This is a genomic window from Microbispora sp. GKU 823, assembly GCF_002027145.1.
Classification (GTDB): domain Bacteria; phylum Actinomycetota; class Actinomycetes; order Streptosporangiales; family Streptosporangiaceae; genus Microbispora; species Microbispora siamensis.
The window spans coordinates 1-23574 of record NZ_MWJN01000062.1; the positions used below are offsets into that span (position 1 = coordinate 1).

A 23574-nucleotide genomic window follows, 5' to 3' on the forward strand; every position below is an offset into this window, starting at 1 on the left:
CCCGGCCAGTCCGTGACCGGCCGCGCCCCCGGACATGCCCGCGCCTCCCCATGTACCGCCACCGCCGGACCCACCGCTCGGACATGCCCGCGTCTCCCCATGTGCCGCCACCGCCGGACTCGCCTCCACCTCCCGGTACGCCGGTGCCGGTCGCGGCGCCGGGGGAGAGCGGGATGCCGGGGCCGTTGTCCCGTACGCGCAGCCGCAGCGCGTCGCGGGTGTAGTGCAGCTCCACGTCGACGGCGGCGCCCGGCGCGTGCCGCCGGGCGTTGGTGAGCCCCTCCTGGACGATGCGATAGGCGGCGAGTTCGACCCCGGGGTCGAGCACGGCAGGGGAACCGCTGAGAACGAGGCGGACGGCCGTTCCCGCGGCGTCGCGCGCCTCGTCGAGCAGCGCGTTCAGCTCGGCCAGCCGGAGGCCGGGCTGCGGGCGAAGGTCCGCCGCCCGTTCCCGGTCGTCCTCGCGCAGCACGCCGAGCAGGCGCCGCATCTCGGTCAGCGCCGCACGGGCGGTGTCGCCGATCGCCCGCAACCGCTCCGCCCCCGCGGACGGCATGCCCGGCACGGCGACACGGGCCGTCTCCGCCTGCACGGCGACCATGGAGATGTGGTGGGCGACCACGTCGTGCAGTTCCCTGGCGATGCGTGCCCGCTCGCCGCGCGCGGTGTGCTCCAGCAGGGCGCCGGCGATGACCTGCCGGGCGGCCAGGTTGTCCGCGGCCTCGCCCGCGGCCCGCCGGGCGACTCCGGCCAGGGCCGCCGCCGGGGCGGTGCAGGCCAGCAGCAGGACGAGGACGCGCGTCTCACCCTCGACAGGGACGAGCGTCTCCATGCCGCGGGGCAGCGGCCAGGCGGGCAGGCCGAGCAGCGCCGCCACGACGTACGGCGCGGCGAGTGAGGGCCTAGCCACCGCGCTGCGGTGCGACCGAGCCGGTAGACGCAGACCACCACGACGGCCGCGCCCGCCACGGTGAGCGTCCGGAAGGCCGTGAGCGACAGCAGGCCCGCCGCGCAGACGACCACGGCGGCGGCCGGCTGGGCCGGCAGGAACACGGCCGGCAGCGTGGTGGCCAGGCCGAGCAGGGCGAACGCGACCAGACGCAGCGAGGCCCCGGCGGGATCGGCGCCCGAACCGGCGGGCGGTGTGATCGTCGAGCCCGCGGCCGTGCCCACCGGCAGGGTCGCGCCGTGCCCGAACACGGGCGGCGCCGTCGCGCCGTGCCCGAACATGGGCGGCGGCGTCGCGCCGCGGGCGTGGGCGACCGATTCGGCCAGCGCGAGCAGGGCCGCGAGCACGCCCAGCACGACGGGCGCGTGCGAGGCACGGAGGCCGGACGTCCAACCATACGCACGGAGGACGGACGTCCGGCCATACGCACGGAGGACGGACGTCCGGCCATACGCACGGAGGACGGACGCCCTGTCATATGCCCGGCCACGCATGCGGAGTGCGGATGTCCGCGTGCGCGGGGCCCGCACCCGCATGTTCCTCCGGCCGTCCGCTCGCTCCACGGGAGGTCATTGTCCCAGGCATTCCCTTTCCGGACATCCCTCACAAGAGGGATGGAAGGTCCCTCACGCCGGGGACGGCGAAGATGGCTCCGTGCCGTGACGCCGTGCCTTTCCGCCGCCGCCTAACCTGCCGGGCATGCAAGCCACCATCGAAGTGATCGGGTTGCGCAAGCGCTACGGCCGCACACTGGCGCTGGACGGGATGTCCTTCAGCGTGCTGCCGGGGCGGGTCACCGGCTTCGTCGGGCCCAACGGCGCGGGCAAGTCCACCACGATGCGGGTGATCCTCGGCCTGGACACGGCCGACGAGGGCTCCGCGCTGATCGGCGGCCGGCCGTACCGGAGCCTGCGGGCTCCGCTGCGCCAGGTCGGCGCCCTGCTGGACGCCGCCGCGCTGCAGCCGTCCCGTACGGCGCGCAACCACCTGCTGTGGCTGGCCCACTCGCAGGGGCTGGGCGCGCGGCGGGTCGACGAGGTGATCGAGCAGGTGGGGCTGGGGGCCGTGGCACGGCGCAGGGCGGGCGGGTTCTCGCTCGGCATGCGGCAGCGTCTCGGCATCGCCGCCGCGCTGCTCGGGGATCCGCCCGTCCTCATGCTGGACGAGCCGGTCAACGGCCTCGACCCGGAGGGCATCGTGTGGATCCGCGGCCTGCTGCGGGCACTGGCCGCCGAGGGACGGGCGGTGCTGGTGTCCAGCCACCTGATGAGCGAGATGCAGGACATGGCCGACCACCTCGTGGTGGCGGGCCGGGGGCGGGTGGTGGCGGACACGAGCGTCGCCGGTCTGATCGCCGCCGCCTCCGACGGGCGGGTCACGCTGCGCACGACCGCGCGTCCGGAGGCGATGGAGGTGCTGGCCCGCGCCGGCGCCAGGGTGGCCGTCCAGGACCGCGACACGCTCACCGTCTCCGGGCTGGAGGCCGGGCGGATCGTCGCCCTGCTCGGCGCGAACGACGTGCCGTTCTCCGAGGTGGCCGCGCACCGCGCGTCGCTGGAGGAGGCGTACATGGAGCTGACCCGGGACGCGATCGAGTTCCGCGCCACGGCCCCCCGAGACGAGACGGCGACCTCATGACGGACCACAGGACGGGCGGGCGCGACGGCTTCCGGCACCTGCTGCGCGCCGAATGGACCAAGTTCAGGACCGTACGCGGCTGGGTGGCCGGCATGGCCGTCGCCGTGGCGCTCGTCGTGGCGCTGGGGCTGCTGTCCGCGTCGGGCAGCCACGCCTCCTGCGGCATGAACGGCGTCGAGACCGCCTGCACGCTCACGACCGGCCCGGGCGGTGAGGCGGTGAGCGACCGCTTCTTCTTCGTCCACCGCCGGTTGGACGGCGATGGCTCGATCACCGTGCGGGTGAACTCCATGGCCGGGCAGATCAGGCTCCCCGACGCCGTCCCCGGGACGCGCAGGGTCGTGGCCGGGGTCGTGCCGTGGGCCAAGGCCGGAATCATGGTCAAGGACGGCGTCCGCCAGGGCGCGTCGTACGCCGCGGTCATGGTCACCGCCCGGCACGGCGTGCGGATGCAGCACGACTTCACCGGGGACGTCGCGGGCACGCCGGGCGGCGTCTCGCCGGGATCGCCGCGCTGGCTGCGGCTGACCCGGTCGGGCGGCACCCTGACCGGCTACGAGTCGGTGGACGGCAGGCGGTGGACCGTGGTCGGCACGGCCCGTCCGGCCGCGCTGCCCGCCACGGTGGAGGCGGGGATGTTCGTCGCCTCCCCCGGAGACCTGACGGTGAGCAGAGGCGACCTGGGCGGGGCGTCCGTCCAGGTCCGGTTCACCGAGGCGACCGCCGTCTTCGACCAGGTGCGGGTGGAGGGCCGGGCGGGCGGCACGTGGAGCCACGACGACGTCGGCGTGGCGTACGAGGCCGACGGCAGGACACCCCACCACCCGGGCAGGTTCGCCGAGTCCGGCGGCACGTTCACGATCACCGGGGTCGGCGACATCGCGCCGAGCGCGGAAGGCACCCGGATCGAGAGCACGCTCACGGGCCTGGTCGCCGGGCTGATCGCGGTGATCGTGGTGGCGGTGTCGTTCGTCACCGCGGAACAGCGGCGGGGCCTGATCCGCACCACTTTCCTGGCCGCCCCCCGGCGGGGCCGGGTGGTCGCGGCCAAGGCGCTGGTCGTCGGCGCGGTGGCCTTCGCGGCCGGCCTGGCCGCCGCCGGCGTCACCGTTCCCGTCGGCACGCGCATCCTGCGGGCGAACGGCAACGCCGTCCTCCCGGTGAGCACGCTCACCGAACTGCGGGTCGTGGCCGGTGCCGCGATGCTGACGGCGGCCGTCGCGGTCCTCGCCCTCGCCTGCGGCGTCCTGCTTCGGCGCGGCGCCGCGGCGGTCACCGCCGTCGCCGGGCTCGTCGTGGTGCCCCACATCCTCGCGACCGCCTCGGTCCTGCCCCTGGGCGTGGCGCAGTGGCTGCTGCGGCTCACTCCGGCGGCCGGGTTCGCGGCGCAGCAGAGCGTCCCGGAGTACGCGCAGGTGCTCGGCTACTACAGCCCCCAGGGCGGCTACTATCCGCTGCCGCCCCTGGCCGGGCTCGCCGTGCTCTGCGGCTACGCGGCGCTCGCCGCCGTCCTGGCCGTCGTACGCACGAGCAGGAGGGACGCATGAGCAGGGGGGACGCATGAGACGCGAACTGCACGCGGAGTGGACCAAGACGCGCACCGCCCCGGGCACGGCCTGGCTGCTGTCCGCCGTCGTCGTGCTCACCGCCGCGGCGAGCGCCGCCGTGGCCGCGACCGTGTCCTGCCCGGCGACGGGCTGCGACCAGGACGTCGCCGGCTCGGCCTCGCCGGAGTCCAGGCGGGTCAGGCGGCCGTGGCCGTCCTGGCCGTACTCGCGGTCAGCGGGGAGTACGGCACCGGCATGATCGCCACGACGTTCGCGGCGATGCCGCGCCGTGGCCGGGTCCTGGCCGCGAAGGCCGCCGTCCTCACCGGCCTGACGCTGGCCGCAGGGACGGTCGCGGTGCTCGCGTCGGTGCTCGCCGCGCGGCTCATCCTGCCGGGCAACGGGTTCACGGCCGCCGACGGCCACCCCCGCCCTCCCTGTCCGACGGCCGACGCTGCGCGCGGCGGCGGGCACGGTGCTCTACCTCGCGCTGATCGCCCTGCTCAGCCTCGGCGCCGCCACCACCCTGCGCGACTCCGCGACCGCCGCCGGCGTGGTGTGCGGCCTGCTGTACGTGCTGCCGCTCGTCCCGCTCATGATCGGCGATCCGGGCCTGCGGCGGCTCCTCTGGCAGGTCACGCCGGCGAACGCCGGGCTCGCGGTCCAGACGACCACGCACCTGGACGACCTTCCGATCGGCCCGTGGGAGGGCCTCGGCGTGGCGGCCGCCTGGGCGGCCGCCGCGCTGCTCGGCGCCTGGCTGCTGCTGCGGACGCGCGACGTGCGGGCCTAGAGGCGCTCGCGCCAGCGGGTGGTGATGGGCAGGCGGCGGTCGCGGCCGAAGTTCTTGGGCGTGATCTTCGGGCCCGGCGGGTACTGGCGGCGCTTGTACTCGGCCAGGTCCACCAGGCGGATGATCTGTGTGACCAGCTCGGGGTCGTGCCCGGCCGCGACCAGCTCGTCGCGGCCCATGTCCCGCTCGACGTAGTCGCGCAGCAGCCGGTCGAGCACCTCGTACGGCGGGAGCGAGTCGGTGTCGCGCTGGTCGGGCCGCAGCTCCGCGCTCGGCTCCTTGGTGATCGAGTTTTCCGGGATCGGGGGCTGCCCGGGCTGGGCGTTGCGCCACTCCGAGAGCTTCCAGACCACGCTCTTGAGCACGTCCTTGATCGGCGCGAACCCGCCCGCCGAGTCGCCGTACAGGGTGGAGTAGCCGGTGGCCAGCTCGCTCTTGTTGCCGGTGGTCAGCACCAGGTGGCCGTGCTCGTTCGACAGGCTCATCAGCAGCATGCCGCGCACGCGGGCCTGCAGGTTCTCGGCCGCCAGGCCGTGCAGCTCGATCTCCTTCTCGAACGCCGAGACGATGTCGGCGATCGGGACGACCTGGGAGTTGAGCCCCTGGCGGCGCACCAGCTCTTCCGCGTCGGTGATCGAGTGGTCCGAGGAGTAGCGCGAGGGCATCAGCACCACGTGGACCCGCTCCGGCCCGACGGCGTCGGCGGCGATCGTGGCGGTCAGGGCGGAGTCGATGCCGCCGGACAGGCCGAGGATGACCGACCGGAAACCGTTCTTGCGCACGTAGTCGCGCACGCCGAGCACGAGCGCGTTGTAGATCTCCGCCAGGTCGTCGAGCCGCTCGGCGACGACCGGCGTCTCCGGCTCGTACGGCTCGACCGGCGCGGCCGACAGCAGCACTCGCTCGACCGTGATGACCGTGCCGTCGTGGGCGTCGTGGCGCGACTCGCCGAGCTCGCCCGTGCCCTCCGGGAGCTCCAGGTCGGTGACGAACAGGTCCTCCTCGAACTGCGGCGCGCGGGCGACCAGTTCGCCGGAGGCGTCCACGATGAGCGAGTCGCCGTCGAAGACCAGCTCGTCCTGGCCGCCGACCATGTTCACGTAGGCGAGCGCGCAGCCCGCCTCGCGGGCCCGCCGCGCGCACAGCTCCAGCCGCACGTCGTCCTTGTTCGTCTCGTACGGCGAGCCGTTGGGGACGACGAGCAGACCGGCGCCGGCCTCGGCGACGACCGAGACGGGGCCGCCGTCCTGCCACAGGTCCTCGCACACGGCCACGGCGACGTCCACGCCGTGCAGGCGGAAGATCGGCAGGCGGTCGCCGCGCACGAAGTAGCGGTACTCGTCGAACACCCCGTAGTTCGGCAGGTGGTGCTTGGCCGACTTCGTCACGATCCGGCCCTCGTGGAGCAGGGCGACCGCGTCGAGCGGGGCGCCCTTGGGCTGTCCCACGCGCGGGGCGAGGTCGGCCCGGTCGAGGTAGCCCACCACGACGGGGAGATCGCCGAGCCCTTCGTCGGCGAGTCGCGTGGCCGCCTTCGACAGCGCCGTGATCGACGCCTCCACGAACGACGACCGGAGCACCAGGTCCTCGGCGGGGTATCCGGTCAGGAACATCTCGGGGAACACCACGAGGTGCGCGCCGCGCTCGGCGGCCCTGCGGGTCCACTCGACGAGCATGTCGGCGTTGCCGGCGATGTCACCGACGACCGGATTGGTCTGGGCGAGAGCGATACGCAGTTGAGCCACGGTCCCCACCCTAAGGTGTCCGATTAGTTGTCGTCAAAGCGACGATAAGGGTCAGGCGCCGGGTGACCCGGGGCTGACCAGCCCTCTTTCGTACGCCAGGACCACGAGCTGGGCCCGGTCGACCAGGCCGAGGCCGCGCAGCAGCGCCGTGACCTCGTCGGCGACCTCCTGTTCCGGCACGGCGAGCGTCATCGCGATCTGCCGGTTGGTGAAGCCCCGGGCGACGAGCTTGATCAGGTCGATGTCGGAGTCGGACAGGCCCTCCGGCGCCGCCGGGTCGCGCCGCCCGGCGAAGGCCGCGATGAGGTGCGTGGTGACCGCCGGGTCGAGCAGCGCGTCGCCCGCGACGGCGGCCCGGATCGCCGCGATGAGCTGCTCGGGGGCGGAGGTCTTCAGCACGAAGCCGCTCACGCCGGCCCGCAGCGCGGCGTAGAGGTTCTCGTCGGTGCCGAAGGTGGTCATCATGATCACCTTCGGTGGCGCCTCCGCCGCGAGGATCCGCCGGGCCGCCGCCAGGCCGTCCAGGCGCGGCATCTGGATGTCCATGAGCACCACGTCGGGCCGCACCGACTGGACCAGCGCGATCGCCTGCTCGCCGTTCTCCGCCTCCCCGACGAGGTCGAGCCCCGGCTCGCTGTCGAGGATCACCTTGAGACCGGTGCGCACCAGCGCCTGGTCGTCGGCGATCAGCACGCGCAGGGCCGCCGCACGGGCGGCCGCCCCCTCCGCCGCGGACGGCGTGGACGGCGCGGCCTCCGAGGCCCCGATCGAAGGTCCGCCCGCGGCCGGGTCGGGGGCGTCCAGATGCTCGGCCTGCACGAGGATGTCCTGCTCGAGCCGCTGCAAGGTGGGGCCGAGGTCGAGCCCGAGCTCGTCGCGCAGCGCCTCCCTGGCCCGCCGCAGCGCGCCGAGCGCGTCACCCTGCCGCCCGGCGCGGTAGAGCGCGAGCGCGAGCAGCCGCCAGGCCTCCTCCCGCAGCGGGTGCGCCGACGCGTGCGCCTCCAGGTCGGGGATCATCGGGCCGGTGCGGCCCAGCCGCAACGCGGCGTCCGCGCGGCGCTCCACGGCGAGCAGACGTAGCTCGTCGAGCCGCGTGGCCTCGGCCTGCGCCCAGGCCAGCTCCTGGAACCCGGCGAGCGCGGGCCCGCGCCACAGGGCGAGGGCCGTCTCCATCCGCTCCAGCGTCGCCGCCGGGCCCTCGTGGTCGCTCTTGACCAGATGCTCGAAGCACCAGGAGTCCACGTCCTCGACGGCCGCCCGCAGCGCGTAGCCGGGCGGGGCCGACACCAGGACGCCTGCCTCCTCGCGCGGCGCGCGGTTCGGTTCGAGCGCCCGCCGCAGCCGGGAGACGTACCCCTGGATCGTGGACAACGCCTGGGCGGGCGGCTCGCCGGGCCACAGCTCGTCGATCAGCACGCTCACCGGTACGGCGCGCCCTCCGGCCACGAGCAACCGGGCGAGCACGGCCTGTTGCCGCTGGCCGCCCAGGTCGAGCGTCTCGCCATCGGAAATCGCTTCGAACGGCCCAAGAGCACGAAAAGTCACCATCGCACGGTAAGCGTAGAGGCAGTGGCCCTCCCGGTCGTGCCGTGCGCCTCTCGGTTGGGTCACGAGGCGAGCGAGGCCGGCGGGGCGGACGCTCAGGCGGCGAGGGGGAACCGGGCCTCGACGACCGTGCCGCCGGTCTCGGGCGCGGTGACCACACAGCTTCCGCCCAGCTCGGCCGCGCGCTCGCGCATCGAGGACAGGCCGACCCCCGCGCGCAGCCGGGCGGGCGGGCCGACGCCGTCGTCGGCGACCGTCACCCGCAGCTCGCCGCCGCCGTCCCCGGCCGGGGAGCGCGTGACGCGGACCTTCACCCGGGCGGCCCGCGCGTGGCGGCGCACGTTGTTCAGCGCCTCCTGCACGATGCGGTACACCGCGACCTCCACGGCGGCGGGCAGCCCGGCCAGGTCGCCGTCCACCCGCACCGAGACGTCCTCGACGCCGTCCGTCCCCGCGGGCAGCGTCTCCTCCGCCAGCGCCCGTACGGCTCCCTCCAGCCCGAGGTCGTCGAGGGCCGGGGGCCGCAGGCCGTACACGAGTTCGCGGATGTCGCCGGCCACCGCGTCCATGCCGGTCCGCAGGTCCCGCAGCAGGTTGTCGGCCGTGTCCGGGGACTTGGCCAGGCTGATCCTGGCCATGTTGATCGTCATCGCCATCGCCCCGAGGGTCTGGCCGAGCCCGTCGTGCAGGTCACGGCGCAGCCGCCTGCGCTCCTCCTCGCGGGCGGCGAGGATGCGCTCGCGCGAGCGCTGGAGGTCGGCGGCCATCCGCACGGCGTGGGCCACGTCGGCCACGTAGGGGAGCAGCGTGGCGAGCACCCGCTCGTCGTGGGCGGCGGCGAACCGCCGGGCCCCCGGCGGGCCGACGAGCAGCCGGCCCACCGGCTCGCCGTGCCAGACCAGCGGCACCTCGCGGGGCGACGGGCCGGTCTGGCCGCTCTCGACGTACCGCGGCCTGCCGTCGGCGATCTCGACGGCGACCCCCTCCACGGCCAGGCCCTCGCGCACGACCGTCACCACCGACGCCAGCGCGTCGGCGGGGTCGGCCCGCCGCACCTCCTGCGTCAGCCGCTCGGCGAGCAGCGCCGGATCGCCCACCCGGCCGTACAGCGCGCGGTCGACCACGCGTTGCAGGACGCGGCGCAGCGGCTGGAAGAACGCGCCGGCGAACAGCGCCGCCGCGAGCCCGGCCACCTGGTGATATCCGGAGACGACCAGGCTGGAGGCCGCTCCCACCCCGAAGTAGACGGCGCTGATCATGCCCAGGAGCCCGGCGGTGACGAACGTCCGGCTGATCACCGTGTCGATGCCGTACAGCCGGTAGCGCAGCGCCGCGAAGAGGATCGCGAACGGGATGAGCGCCGTCCACAGCGTCGCTGGCAGCCACATCGCCGGGCCGAGCAGGTACAGCGCCACGTACACGGCGAAGACGGACAGCGGCCAGGCGATCTGCCGCCGCGTCACGGGGTCGGCGTGCCGCAGCCGGAGCGCGAGCGAGGCCAGCGCCGCCACCACGCAGACCTGGATCACGTACTGGAGGACGGTCCAGGCCGTGCCGTAGTACGGGACGAGGCCCCTGACCTGCAGCGGGTTGTGGATCACCGTCGGCCAAGGGTAGTCCGCGGGATCGGGATCGGGCCGCAGCAGCCCCAGGACGACCTCGGCGAGGGTGGCGACGGCGCCGGCGGCGACGACCACGCGCCAGCCACGGGAGGGGAGCCTCCCGGTGGGCGAGTAGAGCGGGACCAGGACCGCCAGCAGCAGGCCTCCCACCGCCCAGCAGGTCAGCTGGACCGCCCGGGCCGTGATGGCCGCCCCCATGTCGCCCTGCGACGCCCAGTGGAACATCAGCGCGGTGAAGGACACGTTGGCCGACCCCAGCAGGCCGCCCACGCTGATCAGCCACGCCATGCTCAGCCGGGGCCGCTGGGACACCAGGAACGCTCCCGTGAGCGGGAACGTGAGCGCGACGCCGAAGTCCGGCGTGAGCGGGGGGTGCGGCTGCCACTCCGCGGGGATGCGGATCTGGACCAGCACCCCCACGAGGGTCAGGACCAGTGCCACGGCCGCCATCACCCAGGCCACCGCCCGCGCGGGAAAGGCTGGGGGGTTCTCGTCCATCCTGGGATGGATTATGTCCTGTCCCGTTCCGCTCTGACCAGGAAACGGCCAGTGGGTGAGCCCCCGTGGGCCTAGGCGGCCCGGGCGGAGCGGCGGCGGACGGCGCGGCCGATGAGGAGCTGGCCCGCTGCCGCGAGCAGGCCGAGGCCGCCGAACAGGGGCCACACCAGCCCGGGGGCGGCGGCCAGCAGCCGGGTGCCCACCAGGGGCGCGAGCAGGGAGCCGGCCGACCAGGCCAGGCCGTACAGGCCCGAGTAACGCCCGCGCAGGTGAGGTGGCGCGAGCGCCGCGACGATCGCGCCGGGGATTCCGGCCGTGAGCACCTCGCCGAGCGTCCAGACGGCCACCGCCGCCGCGTGCCCGGCCGCCGACGACGCCAGCGAGGTCAGCGCGAACCCGAGCCCGACGAGCGCGAACCCGGCCGCGAGCACCTTGGACGAGTCGAACCTGGCCAGCCACGCGTTCGTGAGCGGCTGGACGACCACGATCAGCAGGCCGTTGACCGCCATCGCCATGCCGTACGCGCTCGTGGGCAGCCCCTGCCCGGTCATGGCGAGCGGCAGCGTGCTGTACGCCTGCAGATAGACCAGCGCGTAGGCCAGGTTGGCCAGCACGAAGACCAGCATGAGCCGGTCGCGTAGCACGTCGGCGAACCGGCCGGGCTGCGCGTCCTCGCGTGCCGGGCGGGTCTCCGGGATCGCCCGCCACACGAGAAGGCCGAAGACCAGGCAGGTGACGGCGTCCACCCAGAACAGCACCGTGAAGCCGGAACGGGCGAGCCAGCCTCCGGCCACCATCGCGACCGAGAAGCCGAGGTTGATCGCCCAGAACAGCAGCCCGAACGCCCGGGGCCGGTCCTCCGGCGGCACCAGGTCGGCGACGATCGCCTGCGACGCCGGCCGGTAGGCGTCCACCACGATGCCCAGCACGAGCATGCCCACGACGAGCCCCGGCACGCTGGTCGTGTAGCCGAGCGCGATCATGGTGACGGCCGTGGCGACCATGCCGCCCGTGAGTGTGGCCCGGCGCCCGAGACGGTCGGCCAGCCATCCGGCGACCGGCTGCGACAGCAGCGATCCCACGCCGAACATCGTCATCACCAGCCCGGCGGTGGCGAGGGAGACGCCGCGCGCCTGCGTGAGGTAGATGCCGATGAACGGCTCCACCATCGTGCCGAGCCGGTTGACGAACGTTCCGCCGAACAGCACCCAGAACGGACGGGGCAGGCCGCCGACCTTCGACTGGATGAAGCCGGGCCTGCTGATCACAGTGGTCACGGCGTCCACCCTTGGACAATCGGGATGCGTCGTGCCAATCTTTTAGCCCTGGCTGAAACATGGGGAGCGGCCGTGGCGGTGGAGTGGCGGTTCACGCCGGACGACGTGGCACGGCTGCGCTTCGCGTTCTCCCCGATGTGGGAGCTGGTCGCCAGCCTCCGGGTGCTGCGCGCCCCCGGCCGCCACTCGCTGCACCTGCCGTGGCTGCGGGCCGTACGGCCGCGCCTGCGTGAGGTGGATCTCAGGGATCTGTTCGCGCTGGTCCCGGTGAGCGGCTACATACCCGACTTCCTCACCCCGACGCCCGACACCCCGCTGCCGGACTTCGCCGACGAGCTGGAGCGGGTGCGCGCCACGCCGCCCGCCACGGCGTACGAGGAGATGGTCTGGGTGCAGACGCCCGATCCCGCGGCGCTGCGGCGGTTCGCCGACGACCCGGCGGAGGGCGTGCGGCGGGTGGCCGGCCAGCTGCGGGAGTACTGGACGGTCGCGTTCGAGGAGTTCTGGCCCGGGATCCGCGCGCTGCTGGAGGCCGACGTCATGTGGCGCGCCCGCACGCTGGCGGCCGGGGGAGTGCGCGAGCTGTTCGCCGACCTGCACCCGGGCGTCGCCTGGCACGGCGACCGGCTCGTCACGGCCAAGAACTGCGCCTACGACGGCGACCTCGGCGGGGACGGCCTCGTCCTCGTGCCGAGCGCCTTCTCCTGGCCGGACGTCTGGGTGATGTACGAGCCGTACCTGCCGATGCTGTGCTACCCGGCGCGGGGTGTGGGGACGCTCTGGTCGGACGGCACGCCCTGCACGCCCGAGGCGCTGGCCGCGCTCATCGGCCGCACCCGGGCGCAGGTGCTCACCGCGCTGGCCGAGCCCGGCTCGACCACCGGGCTCGCCCGGCGGCTCGGCCTCACGCCCGGCGCGGTCAGCCAGCACCTCGCCGTGCTGTCCGACGCCGGCCTGGTGGCGCGGCGGCGGCTCGGCCGCGAGGTGCTCTACCGGCGGACACCCGTCGGAGAGTCGCTCGCCGCCGTCTGCTGATCACGCCCTGCCGATCAGACCAGGCCGGGCGGGGCGGGCACGGCGGGCAGCCGGGCGGTGACCGTCGTCCCGCAGCCGGGTTCGGAGGTGACGGCGCAGGTGCCGCCCAGCTCGGCCGCCCGCTCGGCCATCGAGCTCATGCCCACGCCCGACCTGCGGCCCGGCGGCAGTCCCACGCCGTCGTCGGCCACGACGACCCGCAGCTCGCCGTTCCTGTGCAGGACCACGCGCACGCTTCTGGCCCGCGCGTGCTTGCGCACGTTGGTCAGCGCCTCCTGCACGATGCGGTAGGCCGCGACCTCCACGGCGGCGGGCAGCCCGGCCAGGTCCCCGGTCACCTCGACCTCGGCCACCGACTCCGCGCCCGCGGCCAGGCCCGGGCGCGCCTCCTCCGCCAGGGCCCGTACGGCTCCCGCCAGCCCGAGGTCGTCGAGCGCGGGGGGACGCAGGCCGTACACGAGCTGGCGGACGTCGGCGGTGACGCTGTTCATGCCCTCGCGCAGGTCCCGCAGCAGGGAGTCGGCCGTCTCCGGGGACCGTTCCAGACTGTGGCGGGCCATGTTGATCGTCATCGCCATCGACGCCAGCGTCTGCCCGAGCCCGTCGTGCAGGTCGCGGCGCAGCCGCCGCCGTTCCTCCTCCCGGGCCGTCAGGATGCGCTCGCGGGAGCGCTGCAGCGCCGTGGTCAGCGTCACCGTGTGCGCGGCGTCGGCGACGTACGGCGCCAGCACCGCGATCACGCGCTCGTCGTGGGCGGCGGGGAAACGGCGCCCGCCCGGCGGGCCGATGAGCAGGCGGCCGACCGGCTCGCCGTGCCAGACCAGCGGCACCTCCCGCGTCACGGGACCGGGCCGCCCGCTCGTCGTGACGGTCCCGTCGATCTCCACCGCGAGGCCGGTGACCGACAGGCCCTCGCGCAGCACCTCCAGGGCGGCCAGCAGGGCGTGCGCGGGGTCGGCGTGCTGCAGCCGCCGCCGCAGCCCGGCGGCGAGCGCGAGCGGGTCGCCGCCCCTGCCGTACAGCGCGCGGTCGACGAGGCGCTGCAGGCCGCTCCGGATGGGGTGGAAGAACGCGCCGGCGAACAGGGCCGCGGCCAGACCGGCGAACCGGTCGACGCCGGACAGGACCAGGCTGGAGCCCGCTCCGACGAGCACGTAGACGGCGGCCACGACGCCGACCAGGCCCGCGCCGACGAGGGCCCTGCTGATCAGCGTGTCGATGCCGTACAGCCGGTAGCGCAGCACGGCGACCGCGATCGCGGCCGGCACCAGGGGGAGCGTGAGCGAGGCCGTCCACCAGACCGGATAGCCGATCACCCAGGGGATCACCACCCCGGCCATGGCGACCAGCGGCCACAGGATCTGGCGCCGCTCGATCCCGTCGGCCCGGTTGAAGCGGACGACGAGCGAGGAGAACGCCAGCGCCATGCCCACCGCGACGACCGTGTGCATCACCTGCCGGGTGCCCTGGTAGTACGGCGCGAAGGCCGCCACCTCCAGCGCGTTGTAGCCGGTGCGCACGCTCGACGGGGCGATCAGCGAGCACAGCCAGTCGAGGGCGAGGGCCGCGGCGGTCACGCCCCCGGGCACGCACCACCGCTTGGACAGGATGCGCCCGGTGGGATAGAGCAGGGGCAGCAGCACCCCGAGCGCGTACGTCGTGAGGTTCCACACGCCGTCGGCGAACACCCAGAGCGGGTGGACCAGCGGATGGCCCCCGTTGAGGACGAGCAGGGCCGCCGTGTTGGCGGCGAGGATGTTGGCGGCCGAGCCCAGGCCGCCCAGGCACAGCAGCCAGCCGAGCAGCAGCCGGGGCCGCGAGATGACCAGCAGCGCGCCGAAGATCGGGAACGTCGTGCCCGCCACGTCCTCGGGCGCGAACGGCAGCGGCGTGTAGGGGGAGTCCGGCAACTGGGCGGTCACCCAGATGTCGGCCAGTTCCAGGCAGATCGCCACGGCCGCGATCGCCACCGCGACGGCGGGCCCGAGCGCCAGCACCCGGCCCGGCCAGTCGAGCGCCCGCAGCCGCCGCGGCCGGGGTTCCGCGGAGTCGAGCAGCGGTCGTGCCACGGACGGGGGCTCCTTCGGGTTGTGCACCGGCATGCCGGCAAGGTAAGGCGCGCGGGTCGACACGCGATCAACGCCGGATCAACAGCAACGACGACCCGGCCACGCGTTTTGTTCGGTGTGATGTCCGTCACCGTATCCGCCCGGCCCTCCGGGCGCAGCCGCGGTCCCCGCTCCCCGGTGAGCCGCAGGACAGGCGGCTCACACCTCGTCGTAACCCCTGTGAAACACTCAGAGGGCAGACTGGTAGGCGACCAGACCTGTAACTCCGTGAGGTACGCCTTGGACCGCCAGCAGGAATTCGTCCTCCGCACGCTCGAAGAGCGAGACATCCGGTTCATCCGGCTGTGGTTCACCGACGTGCTCGGCTTCCTGAAGTCGGTGGCGATCGCGCCGGCCGAGCTGGAGGGCGCCTTCGCCGAGGGCATCGGCTTCGACGGCTCGGCGATCGAGGGCTTCTCGCGGGTCTACGAGTCGGACATGCTGGCCAAGCCCGACCCGTCGACGTTCCAGATCCTGCCGTGGCGCAGCGAGTCGCCGGGCGCCGCCCGCATGTTCTGCGACATCCTGATGCCGGACGGCTCGCCGTCGCACGCCGACCCGCGCTTCGTGCTCAAGCGGACGCTGGCCAAGGCGGCCGACATGGGCTTCACGTTCTACACCCACCCCGAGGTGGAGTTCTTCCTGCTCCGCAACCGGCCGGAGAAGGGCGACAAGCCCCAGCCCATAGACGAGGGCGGCTACTTCGACCACACGCCGCACAGCGCCGGCCACGACTTCCGGCGCAACGCGATCATGATGCTGGAGTCGATGGGCATCTCGGTGGAGTTCAGCCACCACGAGGGCGCGCCGGGCCAGCAGGAGATCGACCTCCGCTACGCCGACGCGCTGACCACGGCCGACAACATCATGACGTTCCGGCTGGTCATGAAGGAGGTGGCGCTGGAGCAGGGCGTGTGGGCCTCGTTCATGCCCAAGCCGTTCACCGACTACCCCGGGTCCGGCATGCACACCCACATGTCGCTGTTCGAGGGCGACCGCAACGCCTTCTACGAGCCCGGCGCCGACTACCAGCTGTCCAAGATCGGCCGGTCGTTCATCGGCGGCCTGCTCCGGCACGCGGCCGAGATCACCGCGGTGTGCAACCAGTGGGTCAACTCCTACAAGCGGCTGTGGGGCGGCGCCGAGGCGATCGCCGGAGCCGGTGGCGAGGCCCCGCGTACATCTGCTGGGGGCACAACAACCGCTCCGCGCTCGTGCGCGTGCCCATGTACAAGCCGCACAAGGGCGGCTCGACCCGCATCGAGTTCCGGTCGGTCGACTCCTCCTGCAACCCCTACCTCGCCTTCGCCGTCATCCTGGCGGCCGGGCTGAAGGGCATCGAGGAGGGGTACGAGATGCCGCCGGGCGCCGAGGACGACGTGTGGGCGCTGACCAGCGCGGAGCGGCGGGCGCTCGGCATCCAGCCGCTGCCCCAGTCGCTGGACGAGGCGATCGTGGCGATGGAGCACAGCGAGCTGGTCGCCGAGACGCTGGGCGAGCACGTCTTCGACTACTTCCTGCGCAACAAGCGCGCGGAGTGGCAGGATTACCGCCGCCAGGTGACCGAGTACGAACTCGGCCGCTACCTGCCCGTGCTCTGACGGGGATCACTCCGTCACCGCGGCGTTACAGCCTGCAAATCTTCCTGACACTCCCGTCTGTTTAGCTGGTCCCTACGCCGGAACAGTAAAATCGGTTCACTTGTTACGACTTTTGCGGGTGAGCCGTATCAAGACGTGATCAGGGAGGGCGTGGGCCATATGACGGCGGCTGCGGGGCTGCAGACCGTTCTGACCGTACCGAAGCGTTTCCGGGGACCCGAGGGCACCGCCAACGGCGGATGGATCGCGGGCACCCTCGCCGGCACGCTGACGGGACGCGGTCACGACTCGCCGGTGGAGGTCACCCTTCGCAGACCGGTCCCGCTGGAGACCGACCTGCCGGTCGAGCACGTTGGCAACGCCGTCGTCCTCAGCCAGGGCGACAGCCACCTCGTCGAGGCGATTCCCGTCGCGGAGACGCTGACGCCGCCGCCGTTCGTGCGGTTCACCGACGCGGCCCGCGCGGAGGCGGGCTTCCCCGGCAGGAACGGCCACGCCATCGCGGGATGCTTCGCCTGCGGCCTGCGCGAGCCGGGCGACGGGCTGCGGATCTTCCCCGGGCCCGTGAAGGACGCGGCGGAGGACCCCGCGGAGGGCGCCGAGCTCGTGGCCGCCGGCTGGCGGGTGCCGTTCAACGTGACCGACGAGGAGGGCGTGGTTCCCGACTCGATCGTCTGGGCGGCGCTGGACTGCGTCACCGGGTGGGCGCACTACCGCAGCTTCCCGGACCGGCAGCCCATCCAGCCCCCGCTGCTCGGGCGGCTGACCGGGCAGGTGTTCCGCCGGGTCTACCCGATGGGCCGATACTCGGTCGTGGCCCGCGCGGAAGGCCGCGACGGCCGCAAGCTGTTCGGCACGAGCGCCGTCTACGAGGTGGACGGCGCGCTCGTCGCCGCCGCCAAGGCGACCTGGATCCTGCCCCGCCAGTGACCCGGCCCGGCCCTCGGCCGCGGCTCACATCGCGCGGACGTGGTGTCCGGCGGTCTCCGGATCGCCGGTCACTTCTGGCGGCCCCTGGCCGCTCGCGGTAGCAGCGTGGTGAGCAGGGCCGCCACCAGGAACGCGGCGGCGTTGTACCAGAGTGTGGCCGGAACCGCGTGATAGAGGCCCCCGCCGCGCCGGCCGTCGGCCAGGCTGACGAAGACGGCTCCGACCACGGCGATGCCGGCGGCCGCGCCGAGCTGGAGTATCGCGTTGAGCACCCCGGACGCCGCGCCCGCACTGCGGGAGGGGACCTCGGCCACGATCACATTGGTCAGGATCGAGACGCACAGGCCCATGCCGAGTCCCATGCCGAACACGGGCAGAGCGATCATCCAGTAGGAGACGCCGGTCCCGTGCCCGTTCATGAGCGCGATCAGGAGCACCGCGCCCGCCGTCATGACCAGCAGCCCGCTCCTGATCAGAAGGCGGCCGTGGGTCGTGGCGAAGCGCTGCGCCACCCCCGATGTGAGGCTGATGCCGATCGGCCAGCCGATGCCGGTCAGCGCGGAGGAGAGGAGCGACCAGCCGAGGCCGAGCTGGAGGCCGTAGTTGAGCACCAGGAACAGCGAGGCCAGCCCGGTGAACAGAACGAGCAGCATGATTAGCCCGACCACGAACGCCTGTTCGCGGAACAGGCTCGGCGGGACGAGCGGCGATCGGCTGCGCCGCTGGGAAAGGGCGAACAGGCCCAGGATCGGCAGGGCCGCGGCCATCATGACGATCGACCAGGCGGGCCAGCCCGATTCGCGGCCCTGGATGAGCGGGAACATGAGCGCGAAGGCGGCCAGGGTGATGAGGGCGATTCCCGGCAGGTCCACTTTGAGCGGATGCTCCGAGCGGGATTCGGGCATGTAGCGGAGAGCGCCGGCGATCGCGAACACGCCGATCGGGACGTTGACGTAGAAGATCGCTCTCCAGTGCAGCCCGAACACGTCGTATTCGGTCAGCAGCGCGCCCAGCAGCGGGCCGCTGACGTTGGCCACGCTCAGCAACAGGCCGTACAGCGCGAAAGGCCTGGCCCTGCGCTCGGGCTCGAACAGGACCATGATGATCGAAAAGACCTGCGGCACCATCAGGGCGGCCATGAGGCCCTGGACGAGGCGGGCGGCGACGAGCATGCCGGCGTCGGCGGCGGCGCCGCAGACGATGGAGGCGAGAGTGAACCCCGTCACGCCGATCAGGAAGATCCGTTTGTGGCCGAAGACGTCGCCGAGGCGGCCGCCGGTGATGAGCATCAGCGCGAACGTGAGCGAGTAGCCGGCCAGGATCCACTGCGCGGCGGCGAAGCCGGCGCCGAGGTCCGACTGGATCCGGGGGAGCACGACCGTGACGACGGTGCCGTCGACCAGGTCCATGAACGCGGCGGTGAGGACCACGCTCAGGGCCGGCCACGGACGGGATGGCGTGGTGCTCGTCTCGGCGAACGTGGTCAAGACTCCTCCGGATACCTTGCGTAGTAGCACGAGGCTTGAGCATCACTAATTTAGAGCCTCTCTATTTTAGAGAGATTAACACGTGTCGACGAAGCGTGCCGAGGCCGTCGAGGCCCTGTACAACGAGAATCGGCTTGCCGCCACCCGCGCGGTTCTCTTCCATGCCGCGGTGGCGTCCAGGGCCGGGCTCAACGTGACCGACGTGAACTGCCTGGCACTCCTGGACAAAGAAGGGCCGATGACTCCGGGGCGGCTCGCCCAGTGGACGGGGCTGTCCAGAGGGGGAGCCGTCACGGCGGTGATCGACCGGCTGGAGAAGGGCGGATTCGTGCGCCGTCGTCGCGATGCCGCCGACCGGCGGCAGGTCATCGTGGAGCTCGTCCGCGACGGCGCCTATGCCGAGCTCCAGGAGATCTTCGTACGCTTCGGAAAGGCGTACACCGCCTTGATCGAGGAATACACCGACGCCGAGCTCGCCGTCCTGCTCGACTTCGTGCGCCGCTCGAACGAGATCATCCGCGGCCAGATCGCGGAGACGGCAGGGCCGCCGCGCAGCGGCGGGTGACGAGTCTCCTGGCCATCCGCCGGTCGTTCAGGACGAGCCGCAGGACAGGGCCGACGTCAGGCGGCCGAGGATCTCGTCCAGGAGCGCCGGGCTCGTGGCGAAGTTGAGCCGTGCGAACCCGGCGGTGTCCACCGGCGTCTCCTGCGCGAACTCGGCGCCCTCGGCCAGTTTGACCCCCGCCTTCCGCTCCAGGCGCTCGGCGGGGGCGACGCCCCCGAACGGCGTGCCGGTGAAGTCGAACCAGCTCAGGTAGGTGGCCTGCGGCGAGTGGTAGCCGAGGTCCCACGGCAGGTCCGCGGCCCACCGGTCGATCGTCCGCCGGTTGCGCTCCAGCGTCCGCATCAGGTCCGCGTGCCAGTCCGCCGACTCCCGCCACGCCGCGACCGTGGCCGCCCGGCCCACCATGGTCGGCGTGCCGAAGTAGTCGTACGGCATGCGCGCCAGCGCCTCCCACACGCCGTCGTGCCCGACGTGGGCGACGGCGCAGCGCAGCCCGGCGATGTTGAACGTCTTCGTGGCGGAGGTCGCGGTGATCGTCCGCGCCGCCGTCGCGGGCCCGAGCGAGGCGAACGGGACGTGGCGGTGCGGCGCGTAGGCGAGGTCGGCGTGGATCTCGTCCGAGACGACCACCAGGTCCAGCTCCTCGGCCGCGTCGGCGAGCGCTTCCAGTTCCTCCCGGGTGAGGACCCGGCCGGTCGGGTTGTGCGGGTTGACGAGCACCAGCATGCGACAGCCCGCCGCCCGCAGCCGATCGGCCAGCCCTTCGACCGCGAAGCCCCAGCCGTGTCCGGTTCGGATCATGGGCAGCGGCACGATCCGGCGCCCCGCCCGCGCGATGCTCGCCAGGAACGGCGGATAGGACGGCACGTGGATCGCCACCCCGTCGCCGGGCCGGGTGGCGTGCTCGACCATCACCTGGAGGATCTGGATCAGGTCGGTCAGCACGCGGACGCGGCCCGGCCGCGGCGTCCAGCCGTGCCGCGCGGCCATCCGCTCCGCGAACGCCTCGGCCACCGGGTCCTCGCCCCGCCAGAACGGGTAGCCGAAGTCCTCCCGCTCGGCCAGCCGGATCACGCACTCCCGTACGGCCGGCGGCACGCCGAAGTCCATGTCGGCCACCCACGCGCCGAGGACGCCGGGCGGCAGGGAGCCCCACTTGACGCCGTACCCGGACCGCAGCCGGTCGACGTCGACGTGGGCGAAGGGGTCGCGGGTCATGATCGTCCTTTCGTCACGGAGCCGATCCCGGGGTCGACGGCGGAGGCGGCGATCCAGTCGCGCAGGATCTCCATCTGGCCGTGGTGCTGGGCCAGCTCCTCGTACACGTGCAGGAGCGCCGCCCCCTGGGTCAGCTCGCGGTCGGGCCCGAGGAACGCGGCGGGCGGCGTGCCCCGCAGCGGCTCGGCCGGCCGCGCGGCCCGCACGTCCGCCGCCAACTGGTCCCGTACGGCGGCGGCCCGTTCGAGCAGGGGGCCGACGGGCCCGGCGGCGGCGAACTCCGCGTCGCGGTCCCGGACCACCTCCCGGCCCGCCACGAGCGCGCCCGCCCAGTACGAGACCACCCCGAGGCAGTGGGTGAGCAGGGCGTGGGGAGAGTTCGCGCCCGGGAAGGGCGGCCGGACGTTGGCGAGGTCGTCGCCGAGCTCGGCGACGATGCCGGTCATTCCGTCGAGAGCCCGGCGGGCGAAGTAGAGGTAGTCGTCTTTGTCGATCACCACGGCCTCCGGTGCCGCGTCACTGGTTCAGGCGGTGACGATAGCGCTTGCCGTATCGCGTTGTCACCTGCCAAGGTGGTGACGTGGACTTCGTCTTCGTCGGCGGCAATCTGGCGCTGGACTTCGCCGGCACGCTCAAGTGGCGCCGTACCCATCCGGAGGAACTGCTGCGCACGCCCGGCGACCTGGCGCGATGGTCTGTGGAGGCGGGCGTGCTCACCCGGGAGCCGTCACTCGACGGCGAGGACCTGCGCACGCTGCTCGGCCTGCGCGAGGCGGTCTACCGGCTCGTCGCCGCCGCGCTGGACCGCCGTCCCTGGCCAGGCGAGGATCTCGGCGTGCTCAACCGGGCGGCCTCGCCGCGCGCCGCGGCTGACGCTCGGCCCCGGTGGTCTGGCGCGTGACGGAGGCGCGGCGGAGATCGGCGCGGAGGTCGCCCGGTCGGCCGCCACGCTGCTGGCGGGGATGTCCCCGGCGGCGGCCTCGGGGACGTCACCGGTGCGGGTGCGGGAGTGCGCCCGCCCCGAGTGCACCCGCCTGTTCGTCGACCGGTCGCGGGGCGGCACCCGGCACTGGTGCGGCATGGAGGAGTGCGGCAACCGGGTCAAGGCCGCGAACTACCGCTACCGCAAGAAGGGATGAGCTCTCATCCCGTGAGGCGGGCGGCCACGACCGCGGCGCAGCGGGGGTCGAACAGGATCGTGTAGTGGTTGCAGTCCGGCACGACCTCGTCGCGCAGGCCGGGCAGGACGGCGGCCCACCGCGCGGTGAGGTCGTCCGGGAGCATCCCGACGTCCTGGTTCAGCAGCCCCCGCGGCGCGCGGAGCAGGAGCGGCGCCGGTTCTATGGCCTTCAGCGCCGTCCCGATCGCCTCGTGCTCGGTGAGCAGCCAGCGGCCGTCCTGCCGTACGGCGTCCTCGCGGGCGCGCGAGCGGACGGTGCCGTCCGGCCCGGTGGCGTCGTAGCGGACGTACTCCTCGATCAGCGGGGACCAGTCGTGGGCGAGCGCGGGATGGGCGCGGAAGAAGTCGAGGTAGGCGTCCACGCTCGGATAGGTCTGGGAGAGCCGGGCGATGGCCGGGCCGAGCGTCGCCTCCAGCACCTCGTCGGGGTCGGCGCCGGGCGGCAGCGGCAGCGGCAGGCCACCGTCCACGAGCACCACCCGGGCGTAGCGCCGGTGCGCGGCGTGCAGCGCCGCGACGTAGGCGCCCATCGAGTGCCCGGTGAGCACGCTCGTGCCGTCCGCGCCCACGTGCTCGGCGACCCGTTCCAGGTCCTCGGCGTGCCGGTCCAGGCCGTACGGGCCGGGCAGATCGGCGCTGTGGCCGCGCCCGCGCAGGTCCACGGCGACCAGCGACCAGCCGGGCGGCAGCGCCTCGGCCACCGCCCGCCACGCCATGAGGGAGGCGGTGATGCCGTGCGCCGCGATGATCAGGCGGGGACCGCCGCCGAACCTGGCGATCCGCAGCCGTCCGCCGGGGACGGCGACCTCATCGATGTTCATGGTTCGGACTGTACGGTACGACCCTCGCAGGTATCGCCTGTCCCGTTATGTGTCTTTAAGCTCTCCCATATGGGTGAACGTCTGATCGTCATCGAGCACGAGGCCGACGCCGGTCTCGGCTTCTTCGCCGGGTGGCTGGAGGCCGCCGGAGTCGAGGCCGAGGTCGTCCGGCCGTACAAGGGGGAGCCGGTGCCCGGACGCGCCGCCGGCGGGCTGCTGGTCCTCGGCGGCTCCGCGGCGGCCTGGGACGACGAGGGGTACGGCTGGTTGCCGGCCACCAGGGACCTGCTCGCCCGCGCCGTCGACGAGGGCGTGCCGACGCTCGGCATCTGCCTCGGCGCCCAGCTCATGACCATGGCCTGCGGCGGAACCGTCGAGCGCGGCGACGCGGGCCTGGAGATCGGCCTGGGGGAGATCGAGCCGCTGCCCGAGGCCGCCGCCGACCCGCTGCTGTCCGCGCTGCCGGGCGGCACGGTCCGGGCGATCCAGTACCACTACGACGCCATGACCACCCTGCCCGAGGGCGCCGTACGGCTGGCCACCGGCGCGCGGTACGCCAACCAGGCGTACCGGCTCGGCGACCGGGCCTGGGCCGTGCAGTTCCACCCCGAGGCCACGCCCGCGATCTTCGCCTCCTGGACGGCCGGCGGGGAACTGCCGCCGGAGCGGGCCGGAGAGCTGAACGCGCAGGTCGAGGCGGCCGGGGACGAACTGCGGGCGACCTGGAGGCCGCTGGCCGAGGCGTTCGCGGCCCAGCTCACCCGGCGCTGACTCGCTGAAATGGGCTGACATGGGCGGAGGAGCGCGCGGGGAGAACCCGTGATGGGCCGATTACGCGGAGAAACCGCTAAGGACGCGCACAACGCGGAGGGTTAGCGTGTGCGCTGAGCCCGGCACGTGCCGGGCGGCGACATCCGAGGTCGGCTCCCCGGCAGTGAGCCGATCTCTGCGAGGAGGCTTCCGACCCATGTGTACGGTTACTGGGAAGGTTCGTCTCGGGGGGCGACGTGATCGA

The 23574-nt window shown here is 73.4% G+C and carries 20 protein-coding genes and 1 pseudogene; 11 read left to right on the top strand and 10 right to left on the bottom strand.

Features of this window, described 5'->3' with window-relative positions; genetic code table 11:
• The coding region (locus B1L11_RS27850; RefSeq protein ID WP_256862947.1) for a sensor histidine kinase at nucleotides 1-910 on the bottom strand (910 nt) is incomplete at its 3' end.
• A 738-nt stretch (nucleotides 911-1648) separates the two neighbouring features.
• Between B1L11_RS27850 and B1L11_RS27855 the strand changes: the two genes are divergently transcribed.
• From B1L11_RS27855 to B1L11_RS52105, 4 genes are all read left to right on the top strand, one after another.
• Entirely contained in the window at nucleotides 1649-2587 is a 939-nt protein-coding gene (locus B1L11_RS27855) for an ABC transporter ATP-binding protein (RefSeq protein WP_079317632.1), read from the top strand.
• Nucleotides 2584-4134 carry an ABC transporter permease subunit gene (locus tag B1L11_RS27860; protein ID WP_079317634.1) on the top strand — a complete coding sequence of 517 codons (1551 nt, stop codon included), beginning with the start codon at nucleotides 2584-2586 and terminating at the stop codon, nucleotides 4132-4134. The genes B1L11_RS27855 and B1L11_RS27860 overlap by 4 nt, the downstream gene beginning before the upstream one ends.
• Nucleotides 4135-4147: 13 nt before the next feature.
• Nucleotides 4148-4393 carry a hypothetical protein gene (locus B1L11_RS52100; RefSeq protein WP_256862948.1) on the top strand — a complete coding sequence of 82 codons (246 nt, stop codon included), beginning with the start codon at nucleotides 4148-4150 and terminating at the stop codon, nucleotides 4391-4393.
• 216 nt (nucleotides 4394-4609) lie between these two features.
• Nucleotides 4610-4927 carry a hypothetical protein gene (locus B1L11_RS52105; protein ID WP_256862949.1) on the top strand — a complete coding sequence of 106 codons (318 nt, stop codon included), beginning with the start codon at nucleotides 4610-4612 and terminating at the stop codon, nucleotides 4925-4927.
• On the opposite strand, the gene B1L11_RS27870 is transcribed toward B1L11_RS52105, so the two are convergent.
• The 4 genes from B1L11_RS27870 to B1L11_RS27885 form a co-directional block, all read right to left on the bottom strand.
• Entirely contained in the window at nucleotides 4924-6672 is a 1749-nt protein-coding gene (locus B1L11_RS27870) for an NAD+ synthase (RefSeq protein WP_079317744.1), read from the bottom strand. The genes B1L11_RS52105 and B1L11_RS27870 overlap by 4 nt on opposite strands.
• A gap of 51 nt (nucleotides 6673-6723) precedes the next feature.
• The gene (locus tag B1L11_RS54185; protein ID WP_079317636.1) at nucleotides 6724-8220 is read right to left on the bottom strand and encodes a BTAD domain-containing putative transcriptional regulator; all 1497 of its coding nucleotides are present in this window, start codon (nucleotides 8218-8220) and stop codon (nucleotides 6724-6726) included.
• A gap of 92 nt (nucleotides 8221-8312) precedes the next feature.
• A complete protein-coding gene (locus B1L11_RS27880; protein ID WP_079317650.1) occupies nucleotides 8313-10337 on the bottom strand; it encodes a sensor histidine kinase in 2025 nt (674 codons plus the stop codon).
• Nucleotides 10338-10408: 71 nt separating this feature from the next.
• Complete coding sequence (locus tag B1L11_RS27885) at nucleotides 10409-11614, bottom strand: MFS transporter (RefSeq protein WP_218671353.1); 1206 nt, start codon at nucleotides 11612-11614, stop codon at nucleotides 10409-10411.
• A 72-nt stretch (nucleotides 11615-11686) separates the two neighbouring features.
• Here B1L11_RS27885 and B1L11_RS27890 point away from each other — a divergent pair, with 72 nt between their 5' ends.
• Nucleotides 11687-12649 carry a DUF5937 family protein gene (locus B1L11_RS27890; RefSeq protein ID WP_079317652.1) on the top strand — a complete coding sequence of 321 codons (963 nt, stop codon included), beginning with the start codon at nucleotides 11687-11689 and terminating at the stop codon, nucleotides 12647-12649.
• Between the two features lie 14 nt (nucleotides 12650-12663).
• On the opposite strand, the gene B1L11_RS27895 is transcribed toward B1L11_RS27890, so the two are convergent.
• Complete coding sequence (locus tag B1L11_RS27895; protein WP_256862950.1) at nucleotides 12664-14718, bottom strand: histidine kinase; 2055 nt, start codon at nucleotides 14716-14718, stop codon at nucleotides 12664-12666.
• 279 nt (nucleotides 14719-14997) lie between these two features.
• On the opposite strand from B1L11_RS27895, the pseudogene glnA reads away from it, so the two are divergent.
• Both glnA and B1L11_RS27905 read left to right on the top strand, forming a co-directional pair.
• Nucleotides 14998-16358, top strand: a pseudogene (glnA, locus tag B1L11_RS27900) (type I glutamate--ammonia ligase).
• Nucleotides 16359-16517: 159 nt separating this feature from the next.
• On the top strand, nucleotides 16518-17288 hold the full coding sequence (locus tag B1L11_RS27905) for a hypothetical protein (RefSeq protein ID WP_079317673.1): 771 nt from the start codon (nucleotides 16518-16520) through the stop codon (nucleotides 17286-17288).
• Between the two features lie 68 nt (nucleotides 17289-17356).
• On the opposite strand, the gene B1L11_RS27910 is transcribed toward B1L11_RS27905, so the two are convergent.
• Complete coding sequence (locus tag B1L11_RS27910; RefSeq protein WP_256862952.1) at nucleotides 17357-18775, bottom strand: MFS transporter; 1419 nt, start codon at nucleotides 18773-18775, stop codon at nucleotides 17357-17359.
• An 82-nt stretch (nucleotides 18776-18857) separates the two neighbouring features.
• On the opposite strand from B1L11_RS27910, the gene B1L11_RS27915 reads away from it, so the two are divergent.
• Nucleotides 18858-19340 carry a MarR family winged helix-turn-helix transcriptional regulator gene (locus B1L11_RS27915; protein ID WP_218671354.1) on the top strand — a complete coding sequence of 161 codons (483 nt, stop codon included), beginning with the start codon at nucleotides 18858-18860 and terminating at the stop codon, nucleotides 19338-19340.
• A gap of 27 nt (nucleotides 19341-19367) precedes the next feature.
• On the opposite strand, the gene B1L11_RS27920 is transcribed toward B1L11_RS27915, so the two are convergent.
• Complete coding sequence (locus B1L11_RS27920; protein ID WP_079317675.1) at nucleotides 19368-20558, bottom strand: MalY/PatB family protein; 1191 nt, start codon at nucleotides 20556-20558, stop codon at nucleotides 19368-19370.
• A complete protein-coding gene (locus tag B1L11_RS27925) occupies nucleotides 20555-21055 on the bottom strand; it encodes a DinB family protein (RefSeq protein WP_079317751.1) in 501 nt (166 codons plus the stop codon). Before B1L11_RS27925 ends, B1L11_RS27920 begins: the two co-directional genes overlap by 4 nt.
• 83 nt (nucleotides 21056-21138) lie before the next feature.
• On the opposite strand from B1L11_RS27925, the gene B1L11_RS52125 reads away from it, so the two are divergent.
• Nucleotides 21139-21459, top strand: coding sequence for an ABATE domain-containing protein (locus tag B1L11_RS52125; RefSeq protein WP_256862953.1), 321 nt, complete (start codon nucleotides 21139-21141; stop codon nucleotides 21457-21459).
• Nucleotides 21460-21520: 61 nt separating this feature from the next.
• A complete protein-coding gene (locus B1L11_RS52130) occupies nucleotides 21521-21697 on the top strand; it encodes a CGNR zinc finger domain-containing protein (RefSeq protein ID WP_256862954.1) in 177 nt (58 codons plus the stop codon).
• 4 nt (nucleotides 21698-21701) lie between these two features.
• Here B1L11_RS52130 and B1L11_RS27935 read toward each other — a convergent pair whose 3' ends face one another.
• Nucleotides 21702-22559, bottom strand: coding sequence for an alpha/beta hydrolase (locus tag B1L11_RS27935; protein WP_079317677.1), 858 nt, complete (start codon nucleotides 22557-22559; stop codon nucleotides 21702-21704).
• A 69-nt stretch (nucleotides 22560-22628) separates the two neighbouring features.
• Here B1L11_RS27935 and B1L11_RS27940 point away from each other — a divergent pair, with 69 nt between their 5' ends.
• Nucleotides 22629-23330: a type 1 glutamine amidotransferase gene (locus B1L11_RS27940; RefSeq protein WP_079317679.1), complete on the top strand. Its 702-nt coding sequence runs from the start codon at nucleotides 22629-22631 to the stop codon at nucleotides 23328-23330.
• The last annotated feature ends 244 nt before the right edge of the window (nucleotides 23331-23574 follow it).

Excerpts from the sequence above, each read along its gene's own strand:
- B1L11_RS52130 (WP_256862954.1), top strand. The coding sequence starts at position 21,521 with ATGTCCCCGGCGGCGGCCTCGGGGACGTCACCGGTGCGGGTGCGGGAG.
- B1L11_RS27940 (WP_079317679.1), top strand. The coding sequence starts at position 22,629 with ATGGGTGAACGTCTGATCGTCATCGAGCACGAGGCCGACGCCGGTCTC.
- B1L11_RS52100 (WP_256862948.1), top strand. The coding sequence starts at position 4,148 with ATGAGACGCGAACTGCACGCGGAGTGGACCAAGACGCGCACCGCCCCG.
- B1L11_RS27935 (WP_079317677.1), bottom strand. The coding sequence starts at position 22,559 with ATGAACATCGATGAGGTCGCCGTCCCCGGCGGACGGCTGCGGATCGCC.
- B1L11_RS27880 (WP_079317650.1), bottom strand. The coding sequence starts at position 10,337 with ATGGACGAGAACCCCCCAGCCTTTCCCGCGCGGGCGGTGGCCTGGGTG.
- B1L11_RS27905 (WP_079317673.1), top strand. The coding sequence starts at position 16,518 with ATGACGGCGGCTGCGGGGCTGCAGACCGTTCTGACCGTACCGAAGCGT.
- B1L11_RS27855 (WP_079317632.1), top strand. The coding sequence starts at position 1,649 with ATGCAAGCCACCATCGAAGTGATCGGGTTGCGCAAGCGCTACGGCCGC.
- B1L11_RS27860 (WP_079317634.1), top strand. The coding sequence starts at position 2,584 with ATGACGGACCACAGGACGGGCGGGCGCGACGGCTTCCGGCACCTGCTG.
- B1L11_RS54185 (WP_079317636.1), bottom strand. The coding sequence starts at position 8,220 with ATGGTGACTTTTCGTGCTCTTGGGCCGTTCGAAGCGATTTCCGATGGC.
- B1L11_RS27920 (WP_079317675.1), bottom strand. The coding sequence starts at position 20,558 with ATGACCCGCGACCCCTTCGCCCACGTCGACGTCGACCGGCTGCGGTCC.